This is a genomic window from Thalassobacterium maritimum, from assembly GCF_031127805.1.
Classification (GTDB): domain Bacteria; phylum Verrucomicrobiota; class Verrucomicrobiia; order Opitutales; family Coraliomargaritaceae; genus Thalassobacterium; species Thalassobacterium maritimum.
Genome location: NZ_JARXHW010000017.1, coordinates 1 through 23,624 on the forward strand (window position 1 = coordinate 1; position 23,624 = coordinate 23,624).

24 protein-coding genes are annotated in these 23,624 nt (G+C 55.0%); 7 read left to right on the forward strand and 17 right to left on the reverse strand.

Going from position 1 to position 23,624, the window contains the following annotated elements; genetic code table 11:
• On the forward strand, positions 1-219 hold a 219-nt coding region (locus tag QEH52_RS08960; protein WP_308949838.1), incomplete at its 5' end, for a hypothetical protein.
• Positions 220-340: 121 nt separating this feature from the next.
• Here QEH52_RS08960 and QEH52_RS08965 read toward each other — a convergent pair.
• The 5 genes from QEH52_RS08965 to xylA form a co-directional block, all read right to left on the reverse strand.
• Positions 341-1,504 (reverse strand): MalY/PatB family protein, encoded by a 1,164-nt coding sequence (locus QEH52_RS08965; RefSeq protein ID WP_308949840.1) that lies wholly within the window; start codon positions 1,502-1,504, stop codon positions 341-343.
• Positions 1,505-1,527: 23 nt separating this feature from the next.
• The gene (locus QEH52_RS08970; RefSeq protein ID WP_308949842.1) at positions 1,528-2,079 is read right to left on the reverse strand and encodes an isochorismatase family protein; all 552 of its coding nucleotides are present in this window, start codon (positions 2,077-2,079) and stop codon (positions 1,528-1,530) included.
• A gap of 40 nt (positions 2,080-2,119) precedes the next feature.
• On the reverse strand, positions 2,120-2,800 hold the full coding sequence (locus QEH52_RS08975) for a metallophosphoesterase (RefSeq protein WP_308949844.1): 681 nt from the start codon (positions 2,798-2,800) through the stop codon (positions 2,120-2,122).
• Positions 2,801-2,880: 80 nt separating this feature from the next.
• A complete protein-coding gene (locus QEH52_RS08980; RefSeq protein ID WP_308949845.1) occupies positions 2,881-4,431 on the reverse strand; it encodes a xylulokinase in 1,551 nt (516 codons plus the stop codon).
• Between the two features lie 121 nt (positions 4,432-4,552).
• Positions 4,553-5,857, reverse strand: a complete 1,305-nt coding sequence (gene xylA, locus QEH52_RS08985; RefSeq protein WP_308949846.1) for a xylose isomerase — start codon at positions 5,855-5,857, stop codon at positions 4,553-4,555.
• A 225-nt stretch (positions 5,858-6,082) separates the two neighbouring features.
• On the opposite strand from xylA, the gene QEH52_RS08990 reads away from it, so the two are divergent.
• Positions 6,083-7,210 (forward strand): substrate-binding domain-containing protein, encoded by a 1,128-nt coding sequence (locus tag QEH52_RS08990; protein WP_308949848.1) that lies wholly within the window; start codon positions 6,083-6,085, stop codon positions 7,208-7,210.
• Between the two features lie 117 nt (positions 7,211-7,327).
• Here the strand turns inward: QEH52_RS08990 and QEH52_RS08995 are convergent, their stop codons facing one another.
• Positions 7,328-8,065 carry a response regulator transcription factor gene (locus QEH52_RS08995; RefSeq protein ID WP_308949850.1) on the reverse strand — a complete coding sequence of 246 codons (738 nt, stop codon included), beginning with the start codon at positions 8,063-8,065 and terminating at the stop codon, positions 7,328-7,330.
• A 4-nt stretch (positions 8,066-8,069) separates the two neighbouring features.
• Positions 8,070-8,579, reverse strand: coding sequence for a thioredoxin-dependent thiol peroxidase (bcp, locus tag QEH52_RS09000; RefSeq protein ID WP_308949851.1), 510 nt, complete (start codon positions 8,577-8,579; stop codon positions 8,070-8,072).
• Positions 8,580-8,729: 150 nt separating this feature from the next.
• Between bcp and hisG the strand changes: the two genes are divergently transcribed.
• Entirely contained in the window at positions 8,730-9,611 is an 882-nt protein-coding gene (hisG, locus tag QEH52_RS09005) for an ATP phosphoribosyltransferase (RefSeq protein WP_308949852.1), read from the forward strand.
• 121 nt (positions 9,612-9,732) lie between these two features.
• On the opposite strand, the gene QEH52_RS09010 is transcribed toward hisG, so the two are convergent.
• Together QEH52_RS09010 and QEH52_RS09015 are read right to left on the reverse strand one after the other, a co-directional pair.
• The gene (locus tag QEH52_RS09010) at positions 9,733-10,698 is read right to left on the reverse strand and encodes a Gfo/Idh/MocA family protein (protein WP_308949854.1); all 966 of its coding nucleotides are present in this window, start codon (positions 10,696-10,698) and stop codon (positions 9,733-9,735) included.
• A 95-nt stretch (positions 10,699-10,793) separates the two neighbouring features.
• Positions 10,794-13,286, reverse strand: a complete 2,493-nt coding sequence (locus QEH52_RS09015; protein WP_308949856.1) for a DEAD/DEAH box helicase — start codon at positions 13,284-13,286, stop codon at positions 10,794-10,796.
• 387 nt (positions 13,287-13,673) lie between these two features.
• Between QEH52_RS09015 and QEH52_RS09020 the strand changes: the two genes are divergently transcribed.
• Positions 13,674-13,946, forward strand: a complete 273-nt coding sequence (locus QEH52_RS09020; protein WP_308949858.1) for a hypothetical protein — start codon at positions 13,674-13,676, stop codon at positions 13,944-13,946.
• Here the strand turns inward: QEH52_RS09020 and QEH52_RS09025 are convergent.
• The 3 genes from QEH52_RS09025 to QEH52_RS09035 all read right to left on the reverse strand — a co-directional run bounded on the left by QEH52_RS09025 (position 13,943) and on the right by QEH52_RS09035 (position 17,064).
• Positions 13,943-14,935, reverse strand: coding sequence for a vWA domain-containing protein (locus QEH52_RS09025; protein WP_308949859.1), 993 nt, complete (start codon positions 14,933-14,935; stop codon positions 13,943-13,945). The two genes, QEH52_RS09020 and QEH52_RS09025, sit on opposite strands and share 4 nt — an antisense overlap.
• Before the next feature lie 139 nt (positions 14,936-15,074).
• Entirely contained in the window at positions 15,075-16,091 is a 1,017-nt protein-coding gene (locus QEH52_RS09030) for a vWA domain-containing protein (protein ID WP_308949861.1), read from the reverse strand.
• Between the two features lie 43 nt (positions 16,092-16,134).
• Positions 16,135-17,064, reverse strand: coding sequence for a MotA/TolQ/ExbB proton channel family protein (locus QEH52_RS09035; RefSeq protein WP_308949862.1), 930 nt, complete (start codon positions 17,062-17,064; stop codon positions 16,135-16,137).
• Positions 17,065-17,147: 83 nt separating this feature from the next.
• On the opposite strand from QEH52_RS09035, the gene QEH52_RS09040 reads away from it, so the two are divergent.
• Positions 17,148-17,693: a glycine zipper 2TM domain-containing protein gene (locus tag QEH52_RS09040; RefSeq protein ID WP_308949865.1), complete on the forward strand. Its 546-nt coding sequence runs from the start codon at positions 17,148-17,150 to the stop codon at positions 17,691-17,693.
• 6 nt (positions 17,694-17,699) lie between these two features.
• On the opposite strand, the gene QEH52_RS09045 is transcribed toward QEH52_RS09040, so the two are convergent.
• Positions 17,700-19,559 (reverse strand): TonB-dependent receptor plug domain-containing protein, encoded by a 1,860-nt coding sequence (locus QEH52_RS09045; RefSeq protein ID WP_308949867.1) that lies wholly within the window; start codon positions 19,557-19,559, stop codon positions 17,700-17,702.
• 134 nt (positions 19,560-19,693) lie between these two features.
• Between QEH52_RS09045 and QEH52_RS09050 the strand changes: the two genes are divergently transcribed.
• Complete coding sequence (locus tag QEH52_RS09050) at positions 19,694-19,966, forward strand: hypothetical protein (protein WP_308949868.1); 273 nt, start codon at positions 19,694-19,696, stop codon at positions 19,964-19,966.
• A gap of 17 nt (positions 19,967-19,983) precedes the next feature.
• Here QEH52_RS09050 and QEH52_RS09055 read toward each other — a convergent pair whose 3' ends face one another.
• The 3 genes from QEH52_RS09055 to QEH52_RS09065 are packed head-to-tail and all read right to left on the reverse strand — an operon-like array spanning position 19,984 to position 22,373.
• Entirely contained in the window at positions 19,984-20,592 is a 609-nt protein-coding gene (locus QEH52_RS09055) for a 3'-5' exonuclease (RefSeq protein ID WP_308949869.1), read from the reverse strand.
• Positions 20,593-20,603: 11 nt separating this feature from the next.
• A complete protein-coding gene (locus tag QEH52_RS09060; RefSeq protein WP_308949870.1) occupies positions 20,604-21,578 on the reverse strand; it encodes an MBL fold metallo-hydrolase in 975 nt (324 codons plus the stop codon).
• Positions 21,579-21,599: 21 nt separating this feature from the next.
• Positions 21,600-22,373 (reverse strand): AsmA family protein, encoded by a 774-nt coding sequence (locus tag QEH52_RS09065; protein WP_308949871.1) that lies wholly within the window; start codon positions 22,371-22,373, stop codon positions 21,600-21,602.
• Positions 22,374-22,429: 56 nt separating this feature from the next.
• On the opposite strand from QEH52_RS09065, the gene QEH52_RS09070 reads away from it, so the two are divergent.
• Positions 22,430-23,383, forward strand: a complete 954-nt coding sequence (locus QEH52_RS09070; protein WP_308949872.1) for a rhomboid family intramembrane serine protease — start codon at positions 22,430-22,432, stop codon at positions 23,381-23,383.
• Positions 23,384-23,453: 70 nt separating this feature from the next.
• Here the strand turns inward: QEH52_RS09070 and QEH52_RS09075 are convergent, their stop codons facing one another.
• The gene (locus QEH52_RS09075) at positions 23,454-23,618 is read right to left on the reverse strand and encodes a FeoB-associated Cys-rich membrane protein (protein WP_308949873.1); all 165 of its coding nucleotides are present in this window, start codon (positions 23,616-23,618) and stop codon (positions 23,454-23,456) included.
• Positions 23,619-23,624 lie beyond the last annotated feature (6 nt).

A 23,624-nucleotide genomic window follows, 5' to 3' on the forward strand; every position in this document is an offset into this window, starting at 1 on the left:
GATTCCGTGCGTGCAGAGCAGGTGCGGAGACCTGCGATCCCGGGGAATGACTCCGATTCCGTGCGTGCAGAGCAGGTGCGGAGACCTGCGATCCCAGGGAATGACTCTGATTCTGTGCGTGCAGAGCAGGTGCGGAGACCTGCGATCCCGGGGAATGGCTCTGATTCGAAGATGTTCGAGCTAAGAGTCTTCAAGGCTTTTGCTAGGCTGTGTAAGTGACGGTGGATCAGTTCGCTAGGTCCGCCTAGGATCCCGAGCTCTCCCATTTATTCAATTGGACGTTGGATGTTGAACGTTCGACGTTCTCCCTGTCTCGACGTTTCCAACTTCGAACTCTGCCTTAGGCCTCTTTTGCTTGTGCGGCTTTGGCGATTAGGGCGAGCCCTTCTTCCAGGCGGGCACGGGGGCAGCCGAAGTTTAGGCGCAAATGTTGTGGGCCGTCGAAGGGCGTGCCGTCGCTGAGGCCGACGCCGTGCTTTTCAAAGTGTCCGACGGGATTCTTGAGGCCTAGTTTGCTGACGTCAAACCATGCTAAATAAGTGGACTCCATGGGGCGGAAGGTGATCTCTGGCAGTTCGTTTTGAATGAATTGGTAGATCAGATTGTAGTTGCCGCGCAAATACGTGAGCAGCTCTTGGCGCCATGGCTCGCCGTGATTGTAGGCGGCGGTGATGCCGGCGTAGCCGAAGCAGTTGACCTCGGTGATGATGCCGCGAATGGTTTTTTGGAATTGGGCGCGCAGCTTGGGATCTTCGATCACGGAATAGGCACAGGCGAGCCCGGGCAGATTATAAGTCTTGCTGGGGGCCATCAGGGTGACGGTGCGCTGCGCGACGCGTTCGCTGAGGGTGGCGGTTACAGTGTGCTTGGCGTCTTCGTCGAAGACGAGGTCGCAGTGGATCTCGTCGGAAATTAGAATTAGATCGTGGCGTTCACAGAAATCGGCGACTGCGGTGAGCTCTTCTTTGGTCAATACGCGGCCGACGGGATTGTGCGGACTGCAGAGCACGAAGATCTTGGTGTTTGGCTGAACCGCCGCTTCCATCGCCTCGATGTCGAGCGTCCATTGGTCGTCGGCATTGAGGCAGAGAGGGACTTTGATCAGTTCGCGGTTTGCGTAGTCGGGCGCGGACAGAAAGGGGGGGTAGACCGGTGTGGCGGTCATGACGGAGTCGCCGGGCTCGGTGAAGGCGTGGCAGCACAAGTTAATGGCGGGCACCAGACCGGGCAGGAAATTGAGCCAGCCAGCTTGGGCGCTGTAGCCGTGTTGGTTTTGCAGGTAATTGAGCACCGCTTCGACGGGCGCGTCGTAAGGGACGGTGTAGCCGAAGATGCCGTGATCCAGGCGTGCTTGCAGGGCATTCATGATCTCGGGCGCGGTGGTGAAGTCCATGTCGGCGACCCAGAGCGGTAGGATGTCGCGGCCTTTGTACTTGTCCCATTTGAGGCTGCCGTAGCCAGTGCGATCGGGGCAAGTGTCGAAATTGTAGTTTGCTGTGTTCAAGGTAAGTGGATGCGCCGATGCGCTTATGCGTTTTTGACGAGTTGTGTGAAAGCTTTGAATTGTGGGTGATCGGCACTGCCGAGCAGGCTGTAAAAGATGGTTTCGCTGGGCAGTACGTGGGCCTCCATGGCGAGTAGTTGCTCCAAGACCGAGCCGCGGTCTTCGGGGCGACGTTCACTGATGCAGTCGCTGAGCAGGGTGACGCCGATTTCCTCGCTGAGGGCTTGGATCGCACTCTGGTAGACGCAGATGGAAGTCTCGATGCCGGCGATGAGTAAGTGGTCGATTTGATTGGCTTCGATCCAGCGGTGGAGTCCTTCAGCTTCGAGGGCGGAGAAGGCGCTTTTGTCGAAGACGGGTGTGTTGACGTCCCAGATACTGCTGAGGGCTTCGGTGGTGGTACCTAATTTTTCAGGCAATTGCTCGGTGGCGGCGATGGATACGCCCAGGAGCTCCGCTGCCTTGACGGCAAAGGTGGTGCGCCTCAGGAGGCGTTCGCGGTCGGGCATGGCTTTGAGGAATACATCCTGAAAGTCGATGAGTAGTAGGCCTAGGTGATTACTTGGATCGGACATGAGAATTGGGAATTGGAAATTAGGAAATGGGAATTAGGAATTAGATGGGGTCGGGGAGGCGTTTGCTATGGGCGTAGGCTTTGCGGGCGCGGACTTGGGTGAGTGTTTGGTCGCCGATGGTGTAGGCGGTCAGGTGGCCGCCGTATACGCAGCCGGTATCGATGCCGATGGAGCCGGGGCGCTCTAACACATTGGGGCGGGGCGTGTGGCCATAGACGACAAAGGGGGAGCCTCGCCAGGTGTCGGCCCAGGGGGGCGCATCGGGGGCGTCGGAGCGTTTGGCGGCGTTCCCTTTTTTATCGATCACTTGGATGGTGGTGATGATTTCGAGTGCTTGTTTTTGCCAAGGTATGTCGGGCAGGAAGCCTCCGTGCACGAAGACTGTCTCGATTTTGGCATCGTAGAGCACACTGGGCATTTCTTCGAGGTAGAGCCAATCGTCTTCGGTGAGTTGCTCGAAGGTGGGGCGGTCGTAGTCTTTAAGCAGGCTAGGCTTGTTGTTGCGCCATGCTTCCAGCAGGCGCAGTTCGTGATTGCCGACGATCGCTTCGACATTGTATTGGCGTGCCAGTTCGATGACACGACAGCTGTCGGGGCCACGGTTCACTAAGTCGCCGACCTGAATCACCCGATCTTTGGGGGTAAGCTCGAGGGCTTCGAGGAGTTCTTCGAATTCATCGGCACAGCCGTGCACATCTCCGATCGCGATTGTTCTTTGCATAGTCAGCTACTGAGCGTTTGAGCCCAATGACAGGGCTGCAAGTATATTCGAACGTTTTCGCAGCTGAGTGGCCTTTAAATTCAGCTTTTTGCTAGTAGGGCGGAGAAGTTTGCGGTGGCTGTTTGGTAGCTGTCTATTGCGGCTTGGGGTTCGATGGTGCTGCCGGCTTTGGGTTGGCAGAACTGGCTTTCCAGCTGGTGTAGGTTGAGGCCGAGTGTGTGGCTGGCGGCACGTAGGGCGGCGCCGAGCGCGACCGAGCTGCTGACGGCGAGGCGTTGCACTTTGGCCTGAAATATATCGGCGACGACTTGGGCGATGGCATCGTTTTGGGACGCGCCGCCGGTCAGGTAGATGGCTTCGGGCTGCAGCTGCATCCAGTCGCTGCGGAGCTTCATGTTAATAAATTGTCCTTCCACGCAAGCGCGGATGGCGGCGTCGGCGTCTTGCCAATTTTGAAAGGCTTCGCTGCCTTTAAGAATGGGGGCTGCCAGATCGATGCGGGGGCTGATCTCGGGACGAAAGAAGGGCAGCATGACTTGGTCGTCGTTGGCGACGGGAGTTTTGCTGAAAGCTGCAGTGAATTGGTCCCAGTTGTAATTGAATTTGTCTTTGACGGCCTCGCGGGCGAGGGAGCCGTTGACGAAGCACTGCAAGGACATGGAGCCGCCGGCGGGGTTGCCGAAAACGTGGCCGCAGCCTTGCGGGTCGGCGACGACGCCTGGCATGGCGGCAAAAAAGGTGTCGGAAGTGCCCAGCGAGAGGACAACTTTTCCGGGGCGGCTGGCGCCCATGCCGACGAGGCTGCTGGGGTTGTCGCCGGTGAAGAGGGTGATCGGGGTGCCTTGGGCGAAACCGTATTTTTCGACGAAATATTCAGAGATTTGGCCCGCTGTGGTGTTGCCGGGAGCGGCGTCGGGCAGGCGTTTGCCTAGCTCGGGCGCGGTGGCGGCGAGCAGTTCGGGGTCCCAGTCCCAAGTGTGGATGTTGAGTAGATTCATGCCAGCGCCGTCGCCGGTGTCGATGGGGGCGTCGGCTCCGCAGAGCAGGGAGCAGAGGAAGGAGCTGACTAGGTGGATGTGGGCGGTTTGTGCGTAACCGGCGGGATCGTTTTTATAGAAACGGCGAATTTGTGGGCCCGTGAAGCGCTCGATGGGGATGGAGCCGGACTTGGCGCAAACGACTTCGTCGCCCCCGAGGGCAGAGGCGATCTCGCGGCATTCTGCGCCGGTTGAGGTGTCCATCCAGATGGGGGCGGTTCTGCGCGCGAGGCAGGGCTGGATCTGGGCGGAGAGGCTTTCGGAGGCATCTAATGTGTCGATGGCATTGAGCCATTGATCGTTGAGATACACGGAGCCGTGCTGCTGACCTGCGCCGGAGATGGCGGCGATTTTAGCGAGCTCACATTGGTCTTTGAGTTCTTCGAATAGCAGTTCGAGTGCATCGAGCCACATGCGTGGGTCGGCATGCACTTCGCCAGCGGCACCGTCGGGGATGAAGCCGGAGGGGGCGCTGTATTGCGGCAGGCGTTGGCCGAAATTGACGGAGGCTTCGGCGACGATGGTTTGTGTCTCCGTATCGATGACGATGGCGGAGCAGCTCTGGGTGGAAGAATCTAGGCCGAGTGAAAGCATGGCGGGGGCCGCTGGCGCGGCAGTTGGAAGGTGGGAGGGCGTAGGGGCGCGACTTGTCACGCCCGCCGGTGCAAAGTAGCCGACACGACGCGGGCGTCACAAGTGAAGCCCCTACGATAGACTAGATGAATTCGTTTAAAAGATTCTCCAGCATTTCCTGGCGACCGCTGGCTAGGATGGGCTCGCCGTTGCTGAGGGCGTATTTTTCGAGTTCTTCGAAGCCGACTTCACCGGCTTCGATCTTGGCGCCGATGTCTTTGTCGAAGCTGCCGTAGCGGGCGTCGACGAAGTCTTTGAGGCGGCCATCTTCGCGGATGGCGTGTGCGATTTTGAGACCGCGGGCAAAGGCGTCCATGCCACCGATGTGGGCGTGCATGAGATCAATTGGCTCGTGAGACTCACGGCGGCGTTTGGCATCGAAGTTGAGGCCGCCGGTGGTGAAGCCGCCCATTTCGAGCACGACCAGCATGACTTGAGTGGTGAGATAGATGTCGGTGGGGAATTGATCGGTGTCCCAGCCAATCAGTTCGTCGCCGCGGTTGGCATCGATGCTGCCGAGCATGCCAGCGTTGTGGCAGACGGTGAGTTCGTGCTCCATGGTGTGACCTGCGAGGGTGGCGTGGTTGGTCTCGATGTTGAGCTTGAAGCGGTCCATGAGGCCGTATTCGCGCAGGAAGTTGAGACAGGCCGCGGCGTCGGAGTCGTATTGGTGGGTGGAGGGCTCGCGTGGCTTGGGCTCGATGTAGAAGGGGCCGTCGAAGCCGATCTTGTCCGCGTGATCGACTGCCATGTGCAGGAAGGCGGCGAGGTGATCGAGCTCACGCTTCATGTTGGTGTTGAGTAAGGTGGCATAGCCTTCGCGACCTCCCCAGAAAGTGTATCCGAGCCCGTCGAGTTCTTTGGTGCATTCCAGGGCCTTTTTTACCTGTGCGGCGGCGTAGGCGAATACCTTGGCGTCGGGTGAGGTGGCGCCGCCTTGCGAGTAGCGCGGGTGGGAAAATAGGCAAGCGGTGCCCCATAGAAGTTGCACGCCGGTTTCCTGTTGCTTGGCTTTGAGTTTGGCGACGACGGCGTCGAGTGCGGCGTTGGAAGCCGCCAGATCGCCGAGTTCGGGCGCGATGTCGCGGTCGTGCCAGCAGTAGAAGTCGATGCCGATTTTTTCGAGGAATTCAAAGAACACGTCGACACGTGCGACGGCGTTTTCGACGGAGTTGGAACCATCGTCCCAAGGCATTTGGGCGGTGCCTGCGCCGAAGGGGTCGGCGAGCTCGTTGCGCATGACGTGCCAGTAAGGTGCAGCGAAGCGGAGGTGCTCCTTCATGGTCTTCCCCGCGATAATTTCGCTCGGGTTATAGTGCTTGAAGGCCAGCGGGTTTTTAGAGCTGGGGCCCTCGAATTGGATTTTGTCGCAGTTGAAGTATTGCATGGTGATTTCGTAGTTGGGTTGTTTTAGCGCCCAACTCAGAGTTGTGGTATGAACGCGTGGATGATTTGTGAGGTTTTAAAGTGATGCTTGCTTCTGAAAATTGAATCAGGCGCTAAAGCAACCTGACTACGACTAGAGATTACCAAAGTGGAGCGATATCCGAAACCGTAAATTGCGATTATATTCTGTTGATTTGCGTCATATTCTGCGCTTGGTTTATAGGCAATGAGCCAACAGATCGCGATTGTAATGACGGAGGTGTTTTTGCGTCGCTTGACGCCGGCATTGATGCCCTTTGTGCGTCGTCAGCAGGACTTCCGGGTTGTCAGTATTCATCGACCGATCGACGAGTTGCTGGATTTATTGCGTGAGTTGCAGCCGGATGGCTTGATCACTGAATGGTTGCCGGAGGTGACGGAGGCGCTTTTGAGCTTGGATATGCCGACGGTCATCGCGGATACAGATTTTAGTTATCCCGGGGTGGTGAGCATCGACGTGGATGATTATGCGGTGGGCGCAGCGGCGGCCGAGGCCTTTCAGCAGGCGGGCTATCGTAGTTTTGCTTGTTTGGGCAATGGCACGCCGTATTCGGGACAGCGGATCGATGGCTTTATACAGGCGGTGGATTTACCTGTTTCCGTGCATACGGAGACCGCGTTTGAGGATGCGCGCTATAGTGAGCATTTCGTTGCACCGAATGCGAGACTGCGTCGTTGGCTGGAGTCCTTACCGAAGCCAGTTGGTATTTTTGCGGTGCATGATCCGCTGGGGCGATTTCTGTGCAGCAGTTGTCAGCAATTAGGGATCTCGGTTCCGGAGCAAGTGGCGGTGATCGGAGCAAATAACGACGACTTGGTCTGTGGTTTGAGTTATCCTATGTTATCGAGTGTGGCGATTCCCTGGGATTCGATTGGGGCGTTGGTTGGCGAATCGATGCAGGATTTGTTGGTGCAGAAACGGGCGCCGGCAGAGCCGGTCTTGGTGCCGCCAGGTGGTGTGGTCTTGCGGCACTCAGCAAATCATTTGCTGGTGGATGATCCGCAGTTGCGGCGCGCGATGTCTTATCTCTCGGAGCGCATGCAGGATTCGATCAGTGTGGGGCAGATGTGCGACGAGTTGCGGCTGGCGCGTCGTAGTTTAGAGCGCAAGTTTAAGGAGTTTTACCGCTGCACGCCTTGGGAAATGCTCTGCCGCTTGCGTGTGGCACAGGCGAAGCAGTTGCTGGCGCAAACGAACCACCCGATCGGCAGAATTTCGGACTTGTGTGGCTTCAACGACGCCGAGCGCATGGCGGTGGTATTTAAGCGAGTCGCGGGTGAGGCGCCATCGAGCTTTCGCAAGAATCGAAGGTAGCGGTTTGCTTGGGTCGGAGTCCCGCCTACTCTGAGCGGGCGTAACTCGTGGAGCCCTTTAGACGGTCGCGTATCCAGAGGCTTGCTGATATAGGCCGCCTAAAGGCGGGACTCCAGCCTACTCGGGCACCTTTACATCGTAGATGTAGCCGACGCCGTGCACAGTGCGGAAGGCGTCGAGTGTCAAGTCGTGGCGTTTGTAGAGCTCGCGGATCTTTACAATGTATTGGTCCAAAGAGCGGCTGCGGACATCGGCGTGGATGCCCCATACGGAGTGGATCAGATTCTTGCGAGTGAGCACTGCATTGGGATGATCCGCGAGGTAGGCGAAGATGCCTAGCTCTTTGCGGCCGATGCTTTCGATGGCGCCATCGGGGAAATTGACTTCTAAGCGCTGCGGGTTGACTTCAGCCCCGCAGAATTCGAATGGTTCATCGGTGATCGACGCGTTTTGAGTGATATTGCTGTCGTTGGTCGTTTCGGCGCGGCGGAGCACCGCGTTGATGCGTGCGATCAATTCTGGAAATCCAAAGGGCTTGGTGATGTAGTCGTCGCCGCCCATTTCGAGCGCTTTTACTTTTTTAACTTCATCGTTTTCGCCTGTGAGGAAGATGACGGGGGTGCTGTTACCAGTGCCGCGGAGGTCACTCATCAGGTTGAAGCCCGTGTTGTCGGGCAGATGCACGTCGAGCAAAATGAGATTCGCAAAATTGCTTTTTAAGAAGCGCTCCACGTGGCAGGCCTCGTGGCAGATCTGGCTTTGCATGCCGGCGACTTCCAATTGTGTCGCGATCAAGGTGGCGAGATCTTTATCGTCTTCAGCGATTATGATGAGTGGCTTAGGTGTTTGGTTCATCTGATTATGAGTTTGCCTGTGTGTCGGTTTTTTGGGGGAGGTCTGTCAGGTCAGCCAAGTCCGCAAGGACTTCGCTCGCGTGGGCTTCTGGTTTTACTTTGTGATATGCTTTTGCAATGGTTCCGTCTGTGTGAATGAGGAAAGACATGCGATGGATGCCATCGTAGGTGCGCCCCATGAATTTTTTCTCTCCATAGACGCCGTAGGCTTGGGCCAGCTCTAGTTCCGTGTCGGGAATGAGGGGGAAGGGGAGTTGGTATTTTTCCTGAAATTTACCGTGTGAGCGCTCGTCGTCTTTACTGACGCCAATAACCTTGAGGCCGGCTTCTGCGAATTCGGCCCAGGCGTCACGTATGGCACAGGCCTCTTTAGTGCAGCCTGGAGTATCGTCTTTCGGGTAGAAATAGAGCAGGCAGGGTTGCTGTAGACCTTCGAGTGTGTATTGTTGACCGTCTTCCGTGAATTGGAAGTTCGGTGCCTTTTTTCCGGCTTCGAGTGGTGTTGGTTTGCCCATGATTTGTGTGGAAAGTGTCTTCTAAATGCAGAAACTAAGCACTTATAGGCCTTTTACAATTACTTATTTATAATGTCCAAGCGTAAAAGACATGCGCTTTTACAAAATTTAATCTTGTGCCTGATTCGTCCTGCTTCAGCTTTTGCGGCTATGGAAAATACGCCATTACTCATGCTCGGTCTGCCGAAAGGCAGCCTACAAGACTCAACTATCAAACTTTTTGGTAAAGCGGGCTTCAATATCTCAGTGAGTTCCCGCTCTTACCGTCCGTCGATTGACGACGAGGAGTTGGATGGCCGCTTCGTGCGCGCCCAAGAAGTGAGCCGTTATGTAGAGCATGGATATTTCGACTGTGGTCTGACTGGACAAGACTGGGTACGTGAGAATGACTCTGACGTGGTCGAAGTGTGCAGCCTCGTTTATAGTCGCGCATCAAACAAGCGCTCCAAATGGATCATCGCTGTGCCAGAAGCTTCGCCTGTGCAGACTGTCAAGGATCTCGAGGGCAAGCGTATCGCGACTGAAGTGGTGAACATTACACGCGAATATTTGAAGGACAACGGAGTGAATGCCGAAGTTGAGTTCTCTTGGGGGGCGACCGAAGTTAAAGTGCCGGATTTGGTTGATGCGATTGTGGATCTAACTGAAACAGGTAACTCGATTCGTGCCAACAAGCTGCGCATCGTCGACACACTTCTTTACACTAACACGGTCTTGATCGCCAATAAGGCGTCTTGGGAGAATCCTGAAAAGCGCAAGAAGATCGAGAACATCGCAATGCTGCTCCAAGCCGCGCTTGAAGCCAACAGCAAGGTCGGGCTCAAGTTGAATATTGAAAAAGCGAAGCTCGATAGTGTGCTGGCTGATCTGCCCGCGCTGCGCAATCCGACTGTCAACCGCCTGACTGATGAGTCTTGGGTCGCGATCGACACGATCCTCGATGAGAAGACTGTGCGTGAAATTATTCCTGCACTCAAAGCGCATGGCGCTGAGGGGATCATCGAGTATCCTTTGAACAAAGTCGTTTTTTAGGCGAGTTTTAGGATTTGATTTTTAGAAGTGACTGACAGTCCTTGGCGCCATTCTCTGAGTGGCGCCAGGGGCCGGTCCAATCACACTTGTGTCGATTTTAGTGGGCGAACGCGCAGAGATTTTATTGCTTCGCAATTTTATCGATGACCGCATTGGTTCGTGTGGCAGAGTCCGCAGTGCTCCATGCACTTGAACCTGTTTGTAAGCATTCCACGACATTGGAGATTAATCCAAACTGAATGTTTTCGCTGTGCGGATAGTCCAAAATTTCTTCTTCACCGTCTTCGCTTACAATGCGGAGCTCTGTTGAGCCAAAGACCGAACAGGTGATCTGCGCTTGCTCGAATTGGAGTTCTATTTGATCTCGGTATTGTGAACTAATAAAATTCCAATCGCCTGATACGGAAACGCCGGCATCCGTGGTCGCTGTCATGGCAACCAGTTCTTCCACCGGGGAGCCTTTTGAGCCATGCAGCATGTGTCCACGAACGGACTGTAGTGGGCCCAGCCACCAGTCAAACAGGTCCAGGGCGTGACTGCCTAAGTCCCAAAAAAGTCCACCGCCTGAAAGCTCGGGTTGAAAGCGCCATGAGTCGGGGGTGCCCGTTCGCTGCTGGCCGCAAGCGTAGCGATAGTGTAGACTGCGCAAGGCTCCAAATTGATGGTTATCGATCAGTGATTTTACTTTATTAAAATGCGGTAAGCCACGGCGGTAATAGGCGACAAAGAGCGGCCGGTCGGCTGCGGTAAAAGCATCGATCATTTTTTGGCACTCAGTGGCATTACGCGCCATTGGCTTTTCGACATAACATGGCTTACCAGCTGCGGCAACTTGAAGGGCCAATTCGCAATGAGAGCCTGGGGGAGTGGCAATGTAAACTGCATTGACTTGCGGATCATGTATCAAGGCCTCCGCGGAGTCATACCAGCGAGCAATGCCATGGCGCTGCGCATAGTCCGCAGCCTTGGGGCCATCTCGACGCATGACTGCAACAACCGAGCTGCCAGGCACTTTCTGTAAGGCGGGGCCGCTTTTCACTTCGGTTACGTTACCACATCCTAGAATGCCCCATTGTATGGTTTCCATTTGCATGCTACTTAATAAGCCGACCTGCCGAGTTGATTGGAAGTGCAAAAGTCCTAATCCAGCCGACAATTCGGTAGCTTAGATCTATGGGGCGGCTAGGTTCTAGAGCGTTGTTGTCGTGTCAACGCTGGGAAATTTTCAAAGGGGAGGCTAAAACGCTCGGTACCCAAAGATTCGGTACATTTAGCTTTGAGTGCGCGCCAGCGGTCCCATTCGTAGTCGGGGGCGTGTGCGATGTGGAGGCGTAGGCTGCGCCATTCCAGGCGGGCGCGTTCGATATCGCCTTGGCTGAGCTCGTCGTCGATGTAGGCGGCGGCATGGCTGCTTTTGTGCTCGATGTTATACAGGATTTCGCTGGCGCCTTCGCCGTAGTCTTCGGGCACGCCGCGCCTTAGGTAGCCGGGGATGCTGCGCAAGCCGTAGGCTTCCTGGCAGAAGGCGGTCAGCGGGCGACCGGCAAGGGCGAGTGCGTTGAAGCGGTGCCCGGCCCGCAAATTGGCGAGATCGTAAACAAGTTCTTCGATCGGGTAGTGCTTGGCTTCGAGGGCGGCGGCCACCGCGAGGCCTTCGCCGTGATTGAAGAAAGAAAAGATAATCCCGCGTCGGGTGGGGTGGGCGCGATGGTCGATGAGACCGAGTGCATGCCATTGTTCGGCGACGCTGCGTGGGGTGGAGTGGGAAGTGGAGATCTGTCTTCGCTTTGCTACGCCGTGACAAGGTGGGGAGTGGGGAGAATGTTGATTGTTGGGGAGGCTGCCGGTGATTTCGCGTTTGCGCTCGATGGGGTTGAGTAGGCCTTTGCCGCTGAGGTCTTTGAGCGCGTAGATTTCACCTTCGCTGTAATCGAGTTGTGCGTAGAGGCTGCCGTTACGCTCGCCGAGCTGCACGGAACGTCCGCCGCGAGTGAGTGAAGCGAGATTGGGCACGATACGGCGCTCGATTTTTTCCAGTGTCCAGAGCTTGGGAATGTTGGGTGTTTTGCCCTGGTGGCGCTCCTGTTCGCGCAGTGCCTTACGCAGCCACTTACTCAGGCTGAGCCGGTTGTCGTCACGGGTTTGGGGGAAGGTGGCGAGGGGCACTTCCAGGCCGTAGCGGCGGTCTTTGCCGGTGCCGAATTTACAGATGGTGCCGATGCGCAGGCTGGCGACGATTTTGGGGCTGCTGAGTCCCGGGCGCCAGCTGTCGCGATCGAGGTACCAGCTGTCTTTGAGTTTGAACAGGATGGGGGCTCGTTTGCGTTCCCAAATACCTTCGCTGTTCTTGAATTCTGTAATCACTCCGCCGGACAGGGATTGTTCGTGATTGAGGGTGCTGGTGGCGTGGGCTTTGCTTTTGCGCTGGTGCAGAAAGTCGTCCAAGCCCAGCTGGATGGGCTCGCGGGCGAAAAGGCGGGCGGTTAACTCGCGGGTGGCTTGCAAGGGTTGCTTGCCATCTTCGACTGCGGTTTGAATGACTGTGAGTAGGGAGGGCCAATCGACGTTGCCTTCGCGTTGCAGGCGTAGGGCTTTGGCTTCGTTGAGTCGGGGGGCATTACCGGTGAACAACACGCTGCCGCGATCGTCGAGGCCGCGGCGTCCGGCGCGGCCGAACATTTGTAGCAGCTCATCGGGGCGCAGGTGTCGATGCGCTTCGGCGACCCGGTATTCGCGATCCAGCACCAGCACCGAGCGCATGGCAAAGTTGATGCCGGCGGCGAGCCCCGTGGTGGCGACGATGACTTTTAACTGGTTGGCCTTGGCGAGTGGCTCGACCAGCGCGGCGCGTTGTGCGTAGCTCATGCCACTGTGGTGAAAAGCGATGCGCTGCTTGAGAGTGCGAGCCAGCTCGTTGCCGGCGAGGGCCTTTTGCTCGGGTGTGAGCACAATGCTGTCGGGCTCGGGTAGGGCGGCGGCCAGGCTGCGGGCGAGGCTTTCGGCTGCCTTGCGCCGGGGAGCGAAGATCAAGATGGGGCCGAGGCCGGCGGCGAGTGCGCGCGCGATATAGCGTGGCCAGCGGCCATGGATGTTCTTGGGCAGTTGCTCGGGCAGGGCGTCGAGGTGAATCTCGTCCAATGGGACCGGGCGTTCACGATGGCGCACGGTGGCGACGGTGCGGCCGCAGCCTTGCAGCCAGGCTTCGATGTCTCGGGGGTTGGCCACGCTGCCGCTGAGCAGTAGTAATTGGGTGTCAGGCGGGGCCATGGCGAGTGCTAGCTCATAGTTCACGCCGCGGGCATGGTCGCCCACCATTTGGTATTCGTCGATTACCAGTAGGCGCGGACCACGCCCGGTCATCAGGGCGCGCTTTTGCGTTTCCAGGGTGGCGATCACGATCGGGGCGTCGCTTTGATAGCTGATGTCGCCAGTCTCGATCCCGACGCGCCAGCCCTTGGCTTGCCACTCACAGAATTTATCGTTGGCCAGTGCACGGGTGGGCACGGTGAAGACCGCTTTGCCGGGAAAGGCGCGTTCGACTAAGTGTTCGAAAATGAAGGTTTTGCCCGCACCCGTGGGGGCATCCACAATGACGTCGTGCTGCGCGCGCAGCAAGTTGACCGCCTGTTGTTGCCACAGGTCGGGTATGGTCAAAGCTGTTTCTAGGACGTCCACCTAAACAGATTCGGCCGAAATTGGGATGCTGTAAAGTGTGGGCCTTGGATCTTTTAGATTTTAAGGGCAATTGAGATGCTTGTGTTGACAAAAGGCACACATTCGCGAAAATGTAATGATGTTCGATTGGTCTGATGAAAAAGATTCTCTACTTCGTCGAGAACGTGGAGTGAGTTTTCAGGATGTTATTTATCACATTAGTCAAGGTGATGTCTTGGCACTTTCAGATCACCCGAATGTTGAGAAATATCCGAATCAGAGAATCATGTATGTCCGTATGAATGACTATGTCTATATGGTGCCGTATGTTGAGAATGACTCGGGTTTATTCTTGAAAACAATTATACCGAGCCGGAAAGCGACGAAACATTACTTGGAGGAAAAGCGATGAAAGAAGATAATTACGAAAAAGAACTGCTTGAGGCTGAGGATGGTATTTTGGATGCAGCCAGAGCTCCCAATGATCGAGAGGCTGAGCGATTGAAGGAGGCGGCACAGCAGACCTACAACAAAGATAAACGGATCAATATTCGTATCTCGTCGCGCGACTTGAGTGCTTTGCAGAAAAAAGCGAATCGCTACGGTATGCCGTATCAAACGCTGGTATCGAGCGTCTTGCACCGCTACGTGACGGGGGATTTGACCGAAGTGGATTCCTAAAGGCTCGGCTTCAAGATCAGCACGCCGTCGTGGGCTTCGGCGATTTCGCGCATGATGTTGGCGTAGCGCTCGTTGCCTTGTGCGGCGCCGAGTCGGAAGGGGTTGATGAGAGTGGGGAATCCTATGGCGCTGATGGATACGGGGCGCTTGCCAGTGGCGGGATTGCGTGGGTTGAGGCGGTCGAGCTGGATGAGGAGGCTCTGGGTCGAGCCGCGAAAGTCGTCGCCGATGAAATAAATGCTCATGGAATCGTCGGCTTTGAGGCTGGGCTTGAGGTCGCGTATGGCACGGCGTAGACCGGGTTCGGGATCGCTGACGCTGGCGACTCGATAATTGAGGATTTGCTTCAAGGCTTGTTGTCGCAGGCCAGAGGTGTCGGGCAGCCAGAAGCCTGCGCGGTTGCCGATCATATAATTACCGCTGGAATCGAGGAACTGGATGCTGCGCACCTCGGGCAGGCTGTCCAAGAGTTCTCGGATTTGGTCAATCACGCTGTAGTGCAATTGAGCGGTCATTTGGTTGCGCATACTACCGGAGGTATCGATGACGAAGGCGACGTGGGTGGCTTCGGCTGGCAATCCAATGGGGGGGAGGTCTTCGTGTTTAAAGCTTTGCAGTAAGCGATTGGCCTCGGAGGCGGCCTGCGCGGCAGTGCTGAGGTTGGCCTTGCGGCTGTCATACTCTTGTTGTAAGTCGGCGAGTTGGGACTCCAGTTCTTGAATGAGGGAAAGGATGCGTTCACGCTCGGCGCTCGTTTGTTCGCTATGAATGGCGGCTTCCAGCAAGGCGGCCTTTTCAGCGACATCGGCTTCCAGCATGGCGAGCTGTGCCTGCATGGACTTTAGGGTGGGCACGTCGATTTCACTTTCGACGCCGTGCGGTCCTGAGCCGATCGAGAGGATGAACAATAGCAGGATCGCCCCGAAGCCACAGCAGAGGCAGTCGAGAAAAGAGAGGCTAAAGACCTCTATGGGGCGGCGTTTAATCATTTATGGATGGGGGATGAATGATGAATGATGGGGGATGAATGATGAATGATGAATGATGGGGGATGGGTGATGAATGATGAATGATGGGGGATAAATGATGTCAGTTATTATTCATCCGCCATCCGCCATTGCGCTAGCGTTAGTGCGCGGCCGGCCAGTCGTTGTCGGGGATGAGGGTGATGCCTCCGGTGCGGCCGCTGAGTTTCCAGAAGAGGCCCGCCGCGGAGGGATCGCCTTCGAAGGGGAAGAGGATGGTGTTGAAGGGATAGGTAAATTGCTGGGCCATGGCGCGGTTGAAGAGTTGCACCCGGTCGGCTTCGCTGAGGGCTCCGTTGCTGGGCGCCGGAGCGCTGGGGAGTCCGTCGCCGATCAGTAATAAACTGCTGGCGCGTTGCTGGAGTTGGTTGACGGTTTGCAGGGCTTTGGCGAGGTCTGCGCCCCCGCTGGCTTGGAGTTTGTCGAGGCGATCCAAGCAGGAGAGCAGGGCGTTGTTATCGTAGGGATCGATATAAGGATTTTGTGGGCTACCGGAGAGTGCTTGGGTATTTTCAGCCATGGCAAAGATCGCCACTTGGGTGCCTTTGGGGATGGCTGCTAGCACGGCGCGCACGGCGGCTTTACTGCGGAGCCATTTGGGGGCGTTGCTGCCGCTGCCTTGTTGGATGATTTGCACGGCGCTGTTGGCATCTTCTGCCAGCATGCTGCCGGAGCTTTCGAGTAGAATGACCGCACGTGGGGCGCGTAAGCGTAGGCCTGAGAGGTAGCTGTTGTCGGCAGAGGGGCGATCGAGTGCCGCGGGCTCTTCGCTGGGTTCGGCCTCGGATTCCAGTGCTGCGAGGGCTTCGGCCTGTGCTTCAATCGCTTTCGCGAGGCGTTCTTGTTCGGCGGCCAATTGAGCGACGCTGGTCGCGTTGCTGTCTGGTTGCGGATCCAGAGCTTCGATCTCTTTTTCCAGTGCCATTTGCTTCGCTTCAGTTTCGCGAATGGCGGCCTGCAGTGTTTCGGCGGCCGCTTGCGATTGAGTGGCCTGTTCTTGGCTATCGGTGATTTGCGCCTTTGCCGTGAGAATGAAGAGCAAGAGCACGGCCCCGAAACCGCAGCATATGCAGTCCATAAAAGAAAGCGCGGAGCTCTGTGTTTCGCGGCGACGTTTCACGGGAAATAATCTCTAGTTTAAGTGCTTGGCAGTGGGCTGAGGTTTAACCTTCGCTCCTTGCTTCGTCTTGGCTGGCGGACTTCTGCTCTTTATCCTCGGTCTGCTGCTCACGGATAGCGGTTTCTTCGCGGTCGTAGAGTTTATCGATGAGTTGCTCGCGGCAGAAGGTTTGTAGACGCAGAATCAGGCCTTCCTGGCCGCCTTGTAGTAGGTGAATGAGCAGCATCAGCACGATACTGATAAAGAGGGCCACCAGAGTGGAGTTGAAGGCTACGCCCAGCGCACTGGTGACGCCGGAAATGTCGCCTTGTAGCGCTTCGTCAGCGCGCTGCAGGGCGACGCCGATCCCGCGCACGGTGCCTATGAAACCGATGGAAGGGATCGCCCAGACGAGGTAGCGGAGCATGGAGAGCTCGCTTTCTTGTTGCTCGGAGGCCACTTCAAGTCGGCCCATGATAGTTTCGGTGGCTTCGGGCACGCTGCCTGTCATGTGATAGCGTTCGAGCCCACGCGCCATCACGTAGGGGAGGATCTTATTATGCAAGTCCTGCTGTTGGCTCTTGCTATCAATCTCGGCAGAGAGTGCGCCAGCGCGCTCGCGTGTAATGCTGCGCGCGCCAGCCAGTAGATCGACTTCGGGCTCCGTATCCAGCCCCTCGCTCTCGGGAGCGAAGCGGCCGAGTGTCTTGGCCTCGTAGTTAAGCAGTATGAATTTATAGATCAGGATCATCAGCCCCCAGAGAAAGAGGGAGATACAAATTTGCTGCTCATAGTCTTTGAGTATAACGAATAGGCTGGAGAAAGAGCTGCCGACATCGACGCCGTAGCTGTTAGCCAGATCAGCCTTATTGGCGCCGGGGCGTATGATGAGACCGTAGAGAGTGCCGACAAAAATGAAGGAGGCGATCAAACCGAGGGTGAAAATGAGGCCTTTGACAGAGAAGAGGCCGCGTTCAGGATTTCGTAGACTCATAGATAGCTCGGAACTTTAGATTGAGAGGAGGTCTTATTATTCTGTGCATTGCAATTTCTGCAAGGGCACTTATTGATAGCGTTATGAACAAACTTTTTGCCTCTACCATCTTAATCTTGGCTCTCATTTTTGCAACGGGCTGTCAGAATAATCCCAATCGTGGTCGCGATCTCGGTATACTTGCGGGTGCCGTGCTGGGAGGCATCGCGGGTGCCCAGATGGGCGATGGCGATGATATCAATGTGGTGGCCGGCGCGGTGCTGGGAGGTGCTTTAGGTGGCATGGCTGGTAATCAGATCGATCAGCGTCAAGAAGAGCTGCAGGCAGCTGAGGCGCAGCGTCAATATGAGTATGAGCAGGAAGTCTTGCAGCAGGAGAAGCTAGAACAGGACATTAAAGCTTTGGAAGCGAAGCGGGTGCGTGATGAGATTGCTCGCAATTCCACTTCGGCCGATGTGGCTGCTGCAGAGCGTGAAGCCGCACGAGTGGAAGCTGAGTTGGCCGCTAAGAAAAAATCTTACGAAGAGTCGCAAGCGCGCGCGCGTCGCATTCAAGAAGCGCAAGCGCGCATTGCTAAGGCTCAGGAAGAATTGGCCGAACTGGAGCGCCAAGAGAATGGGCAGTATTAACGCGAACTACCAACGGAAAGTGGCACCTGCGCTGTATTGGTCGCCGCGCCCCGGGGTGCCAGGCACGTCTTCGAAGCCGTCATCCCAAGCGTTGTCGATCGCGAAGAAAAGCTCTAAGTCCTTGATGGATGGTGGGTAAATGCTGAGGCCGAAGTGGGTGAAAAGTGCGGAATCACTGCCGTTGCGTAGCGCGTTCGCTTCATTCTCGCGCCATTCGTTGTCGATACGAATCTCAATAATCTCATTCGGGCGCCAGATCGCGCCTAGGGTCACGCGATGCTTGGCATAGTTGAGTGCGTAGAAGCTCCCGACTATGGCGTCGTTATTGTAGTCTTCATCTTTATGCAGGTGGGTATAGCTGGCGATACCTTCGAAATCGCCCCAACGTTTGGTGCCGATGAGCTCAACGCCGAATGTTTCGATGTCGACTGGGTTCGCGCTGCGAGCGAAGGGGTTGCTCTCGTAGGTCCAATCGACCAGATCCTGATCCCAACGGTAAAAGATTGCAGCTTCGAGGCTCCATTCGGCACGTTGTAGCTTGCTTCCTAATTCCAGGTTTTTGCTGGTTTCTCTGTCGAGCTCGTAGTTGCTTTGAAAAACGCCGCTACTATCGCTGCCATTGATGGCTGTGTAGCCGGCTAATTGGGAGGTTTCAGCATAAGATAGATAAATTGTATCGTTGCTAGCACTTGAATTGACGCGTTTCCAGGTGATATCTGCTATGGGAGATAGCTCGGATTCGTTACGGTTTGAGTCGTCGTAAGTTGCGCCTGCTCGTACTGTCAATGTGCTGCGTTCGTCGATGTTGAAGCGATATTGCGGTAAGAATGAAATGCTGCGATAACTTCTGGAATTGAAGTCGCCGAAGACGAGGCTAGTCGAATCAATTTCATCGGCAGTGAGTTGCGCTGAATAGTTCAGAGCGATCTGCTCGTTGATCTCATGTTGGCCGCTCACTCCTAGTGAACTGACGCTTGTTTCGTGCTCTGCTGTGTAGTCAAAGCCTGTCGCATCTAGGAGGTAATTGTCCTTATTGATTCTGTGGTAAGCTGTGATCTCGAACCAATTCGAATTTCCATAAGTTTGCTGATGATTGAGCATGAAGAGCCGGGTTTTTAGCTTTTCTGTTTCGATGGCACCAACGAAGGCACCTGCAGGTGGCGTGTACATATTGGGCCAAGTGAAGTTTTTCGACTGATAGCCGGCAAAAAAGTCGGTCTGCGAATTGGGGCCGAGTATTTGCGCGCGTCCGGTGGTGCGGTTGAAGTCGCTGTCGCCAAACTCAAGGGTGCCATCGCTTTCGGAGCGAGAGACTTCCGCCTCGATGCCCCAACTCCATTCGCCACTTTCACCGAGGGTGCCTGTCATGCCGTGGTGGATACGTTGAAAGTTGAGGTCGTGGTCACCGCCGCCGACTGTTAAGCTGCCGCCGTCGGCGATCTGACTCCATCCGTAAGTGATGGTGCCCACTGTGCTATTGAAGCCGTAAAGTGCATTGTCGATGCCTGTGAACACTTCGGCGCGTTCGAGCATTTCCGGCGCGATGGGTAGCTCGGCGAAGTAGTGACCGGTTTGCGGGTCGATTAGAGTGGCACTGCCCACTCGGAAGCCGGTGCTTTCGAAGATACCACCACGAATGGTGACGTCGCCTTGCGCCTCCGACATATTACGTGATTGCAGGTCGACGCGCGGTTCGAACTCCAGGTTTGAGACTGGCGATTCGTAGGTGGTGACTGGGCGTATGTTCGCTGTTTGCTGCGCATCAATGTAGAGCGTTGGCAGCGTTTGGGTGCCTTCTGCGATAACCAATAGCGGAATCGGAGTAAACGCTAGTAAGGAAAGATTTTTGATTTTGCTTGGAATCATGCAGCTAGCCAAAACTCAGAAATCTTAAAGATCAATTGTTAATTGTTTAAAAAATCAGCTTAACATTGGCGTTGATTTTTGGGTTGGCATTTGCTGGACATCTCATCATTGAGACTTACTCCATTTATAATCCTATGCAGCTTTTAAATCTCAGTTTCGCAATTCTCATCATTAAAATGGCTATTTGTATCCTGCCGGGGGTGATTGGCATCTTTATGATTGTTAGCTCTGAAGAGAAAAAACGGGAACTTCGGAATACAATTTGTAACCAGGTATTTGGCGTGAGCAATGCGATCCCCTATCCAAAGTTCGCGATGACTATGGTGGTTATCGGTTCAGTGCTCTTGGTTTTTACGCTATCAGCTTCGTGGTTCTTGTTACTGCGCGATATGTTTATTGAATCCTGATATTGTATCAGGCAATTTTAAGCATCGCGTTCGGCAATTGCTTTACGGTAGATCTCGCGGCTGATCCAAGCATCGGTCGCTGCGTAGCGAATTTGTTTTTGATCGAGATCTGCACGTGCCCAATTGGAAACTTGTGCGGCTTTGCTAATACGGCCTTTCATGATTAAGCCTGCTAGGGCGCGCAAGCCGCGATTTTCGTAGCCGAGCTTGAGAGTGATGTCGGCAATTTCAACAAAGCCAGCCGGGGAAAATTCTGCCATCGCGCGGAGCTCTTTAACGTCATCCTTAATCGCAACGCCAGTCTTTATAATATCGGGAGATTCGAGCAATGGGAGTAGCGGTTCAAAGGTCTCAGTTTTGTTGATACGAAACAGATACACGCAATGCTCCGTGGCTAGTTGTATCAGTGCAGGTGGGTAGTATTGCCCCTTTTTGAAAGTTGGCCGTGTCTCTGTGTCGAAGCCCAGATGCGCTTCATTCACAAGTTTAGCGACGGCGGCTTCCATCGTTTCGATGCTCTCTAATATTTGTATTTCTCCCTCCCAAGCAATTAAAGGTAGCTCGTTAATTTCGGCTTTGGATATTTTGCGATTTTCTATGGTGGGCGTGTCGGTTGTTTCGGACATGTAATTATATTTTAAGCTTCGATCTCGAGGCCGTCGAAGGCCAGTTCGATGCGCTGGGGGTAAGTCTTGCAGTTTGTGTCTTTGGAAATGCGTTGATTGTAATCTTCGTTATAGCGTAGAGCGTCTTTGTGGATTTCTTCGATATCTGCGTCGGAGTAGGCGGGCTCGTGGTGGAAGACTATGAGTTGACGCACCTTGGATCGGGCGGAGAGCTCGACAGCTGTCATGTGGTCGGAATGCCCCCAATTGCGCTTTTCGTTGGTTGCTTCTTCAAAGGTATACTGCCCGTCAAAGATGAGTACGTCGGCGTCCCTGAAGAAGTCGACGAAGCGATAGCCTTCATCGCGGGCCTCAGGACCGTGTTCAGAATCCGATGAGAAAATGATGCGCTTGCCGTGCTCTTCAAAGCAGTAGCCCCATGAGTCCCCAGGGTGTTGTTGCTTGATAGTTGTTACTTGAACATCATCGACTTGAAAACTAGCACCATTTTCTCGTATGTCGAATTCGATGTCGGCTTGCATTGCTTCGAAGGGAACAGGAAAGCAGGGGGCCTCCATCTGTGCGCGAATTGCACGTTCGGTGTCTTTATGGAAGCCGTGAAAGATGATCCGATTTCCAGCTTTGTAGGCAGGCGTGAAAAACGGGAAGCCTTGAATGTGGTCCCAGTGCAAGTGTGAGATGAAGATGTGGTAGGTGGCTGGGGGCGCGTCTTTACTCTGACTGAGGGCGAAGTCGCGCAAGCCAGTGCCTGCATCGCAAAAGATGAAATCATCACTCTTTGCTTGGATTTGTACGCAAGAGGTATTGGCCTTGTAAGTGCCGCGTTCGCAGTGGGGTAAGGTTTCTAGGTAGGCATCGACTGCATCGAGGTTCTCAAAGCTGTGTTCACGAGCGCCCCAAATCGCATCTCGAACCTTTTGACGGATCGATTCCGATGTGCTAGGAGCTGGAAGTGAGCCACAGGAGCCCCATATGATCGCTTTCATGCTTTGTGAAGCTGGTTAAAATTACTTGTCGAACAGGCCTTTGATACTTTCGCCAATTTTCTCACTGGCTTGATCCACTTTCTCAAGACCTTGAGTTTTAAGTGCCTCGACTGCGGCTCCGCCTAGCTCGCCCGCATTGGCAATGGCAGGACCGATGGATTGTAAAACCTTGCTCAGCACGAGATCGATGACTTCAGCCATGGTCATTTGTTTCCCATCCTCACCGATGTCGTTCATTTCTATGCGAGGTAGAGTGACTGTTTGTCCTACGCCCATCACGCCGACGTAGACAGTGCCTTCTTCGATGACGAGCTGTTTGATGACGACCTGCTTTTTGGCGCCCGTTTCAGGCTCGGGGGTAGCTGCCGTGTCATCAGAGCTGTCGGCCGGGCCAGTAAACTCTTCGATGTTTTGCAGCAATTGCTTGAGGTTGGAAGACGTTAGAGTCTTTTCGTAACTGATTTCTGGCTTCTTGATCAGGATGTGGTCGATTATGATCTTGTCGCTAAGGACGGTGCCCGTATCGACTTGCAGGTCAATTTCACCGAGAGAGAAGATATTTGCGCTCTTGAAACCCTCGGGGTTGGCGACATTGAGTCCAGTTAAAGAGCCATTTCCTGATAAAATCGAGAGATTGACGTCTTCTAGTGTGACAGCCGTTTGTGTGACTTGCGGGCCGTACTTCTCAACGCCCTTTTTGATCTGCTGATTAAGCCCCCCCGATAACACGTAATAGACCGCTGCGCCAGCGATTAAAGCGAGTATTAGGAGGCCTAGGAGTAATTTTTTAAACATAATTGGTCTATGTAAATAGATTGATTGTGATGTCGACTCTACAGCATAATCGCTCTATGGCGAGTTTGAAAAATCATCCAGTCTTGAGCGAGTTTTTATTGCAAGGCTTCGAGGCTCCCGAGGGCTTGGTTCCGGTAGCTGTGTATGCGAATTTCTCTGCGGCAGGGGATGCCGGGCTCGCCATTCTCGCGATGGGCAAGGCGTATTGGACCTTATTCCATGCGGGGCAATATGTAATTTGTGTGGCCGCAGCCGATGCTTCATTGGTCGCGGCGGAGCTGCGAGCCATGTTGGACTTGGACTCTGTGCCCAATCGATTTATGGGCACGCGATTTCTGGAATTCTCGTTCAGTTCCTTGAGTTTTGTGCTGTATGCCTTGTTATTGATCGGCTGTTTCGTCTGGCAACAGGCTGGTTATCCGCTGGATCTGGGCCGTGGGGACTCGCTGGCTATGATCTCTGGGGGCGAGTGGACGCGGGCGCTGACTTCGCTGTGTTTACACGGTGATATTGTGCATCTGGTCTCGAATCTAGTCGCTGGAATGGGGTTTGCCTTCTTCGTCGCTCGATTTTTTGGCGCGGCGGCTGCGTGGTTGTTGATTTTACTGAGTGGGGTGCTTGGTAATGTACTCAATGCTTGGGTCTATTTTCCCGAAGCGCATTATTCGATCGGTGCGTCCACCGCGGTATTTGGAGCGCTGGGTCTATTGACCGGAGTCGGGCTGTGGGTGGCGTTGACGGAGGCTCAAGAGAGCTGGCTTATGCCGCGTTGGTTTATACCAGTGTTTGGGGGCATTACCTTGTTGGGCTTGACCGGGATTGGCGATGGGTCGCTGCACGGTATCGTTGATGTGGCGGCGCATATCAGCGGCTTTATGTGTGGCTTGCTGCTGGGCTTTTTGGGGGCGATTTTTCAACGCGCATTTGCTGTGCTTGAGCGAGCGCGAGTTTGGCTCGGGCTCTTGACCTTGGCTCTGGTGGCCATCGCTTGGGGCCTGCGCGTGGGCTAGGCTCGCAACAGGCATGGGAACAGTGCTGATGAGTGCACGGAGCTCGGGCGGCGAAGCTCCGAGGCCTTACTTACTTTTTAGGCTTTTGAAGTTTGGGTTTGGGCACTTTACAGTCGACGGTGCCACAGCCGCAGCCGCGAGCGCTACTCTTTTTCTTCGGCTTAAATGCCTGATAGAGATAGAGTAGGGCCGCTAAAATGATTACTGCGACGATAATGACTTCAATGCTTTCCATTAGCTG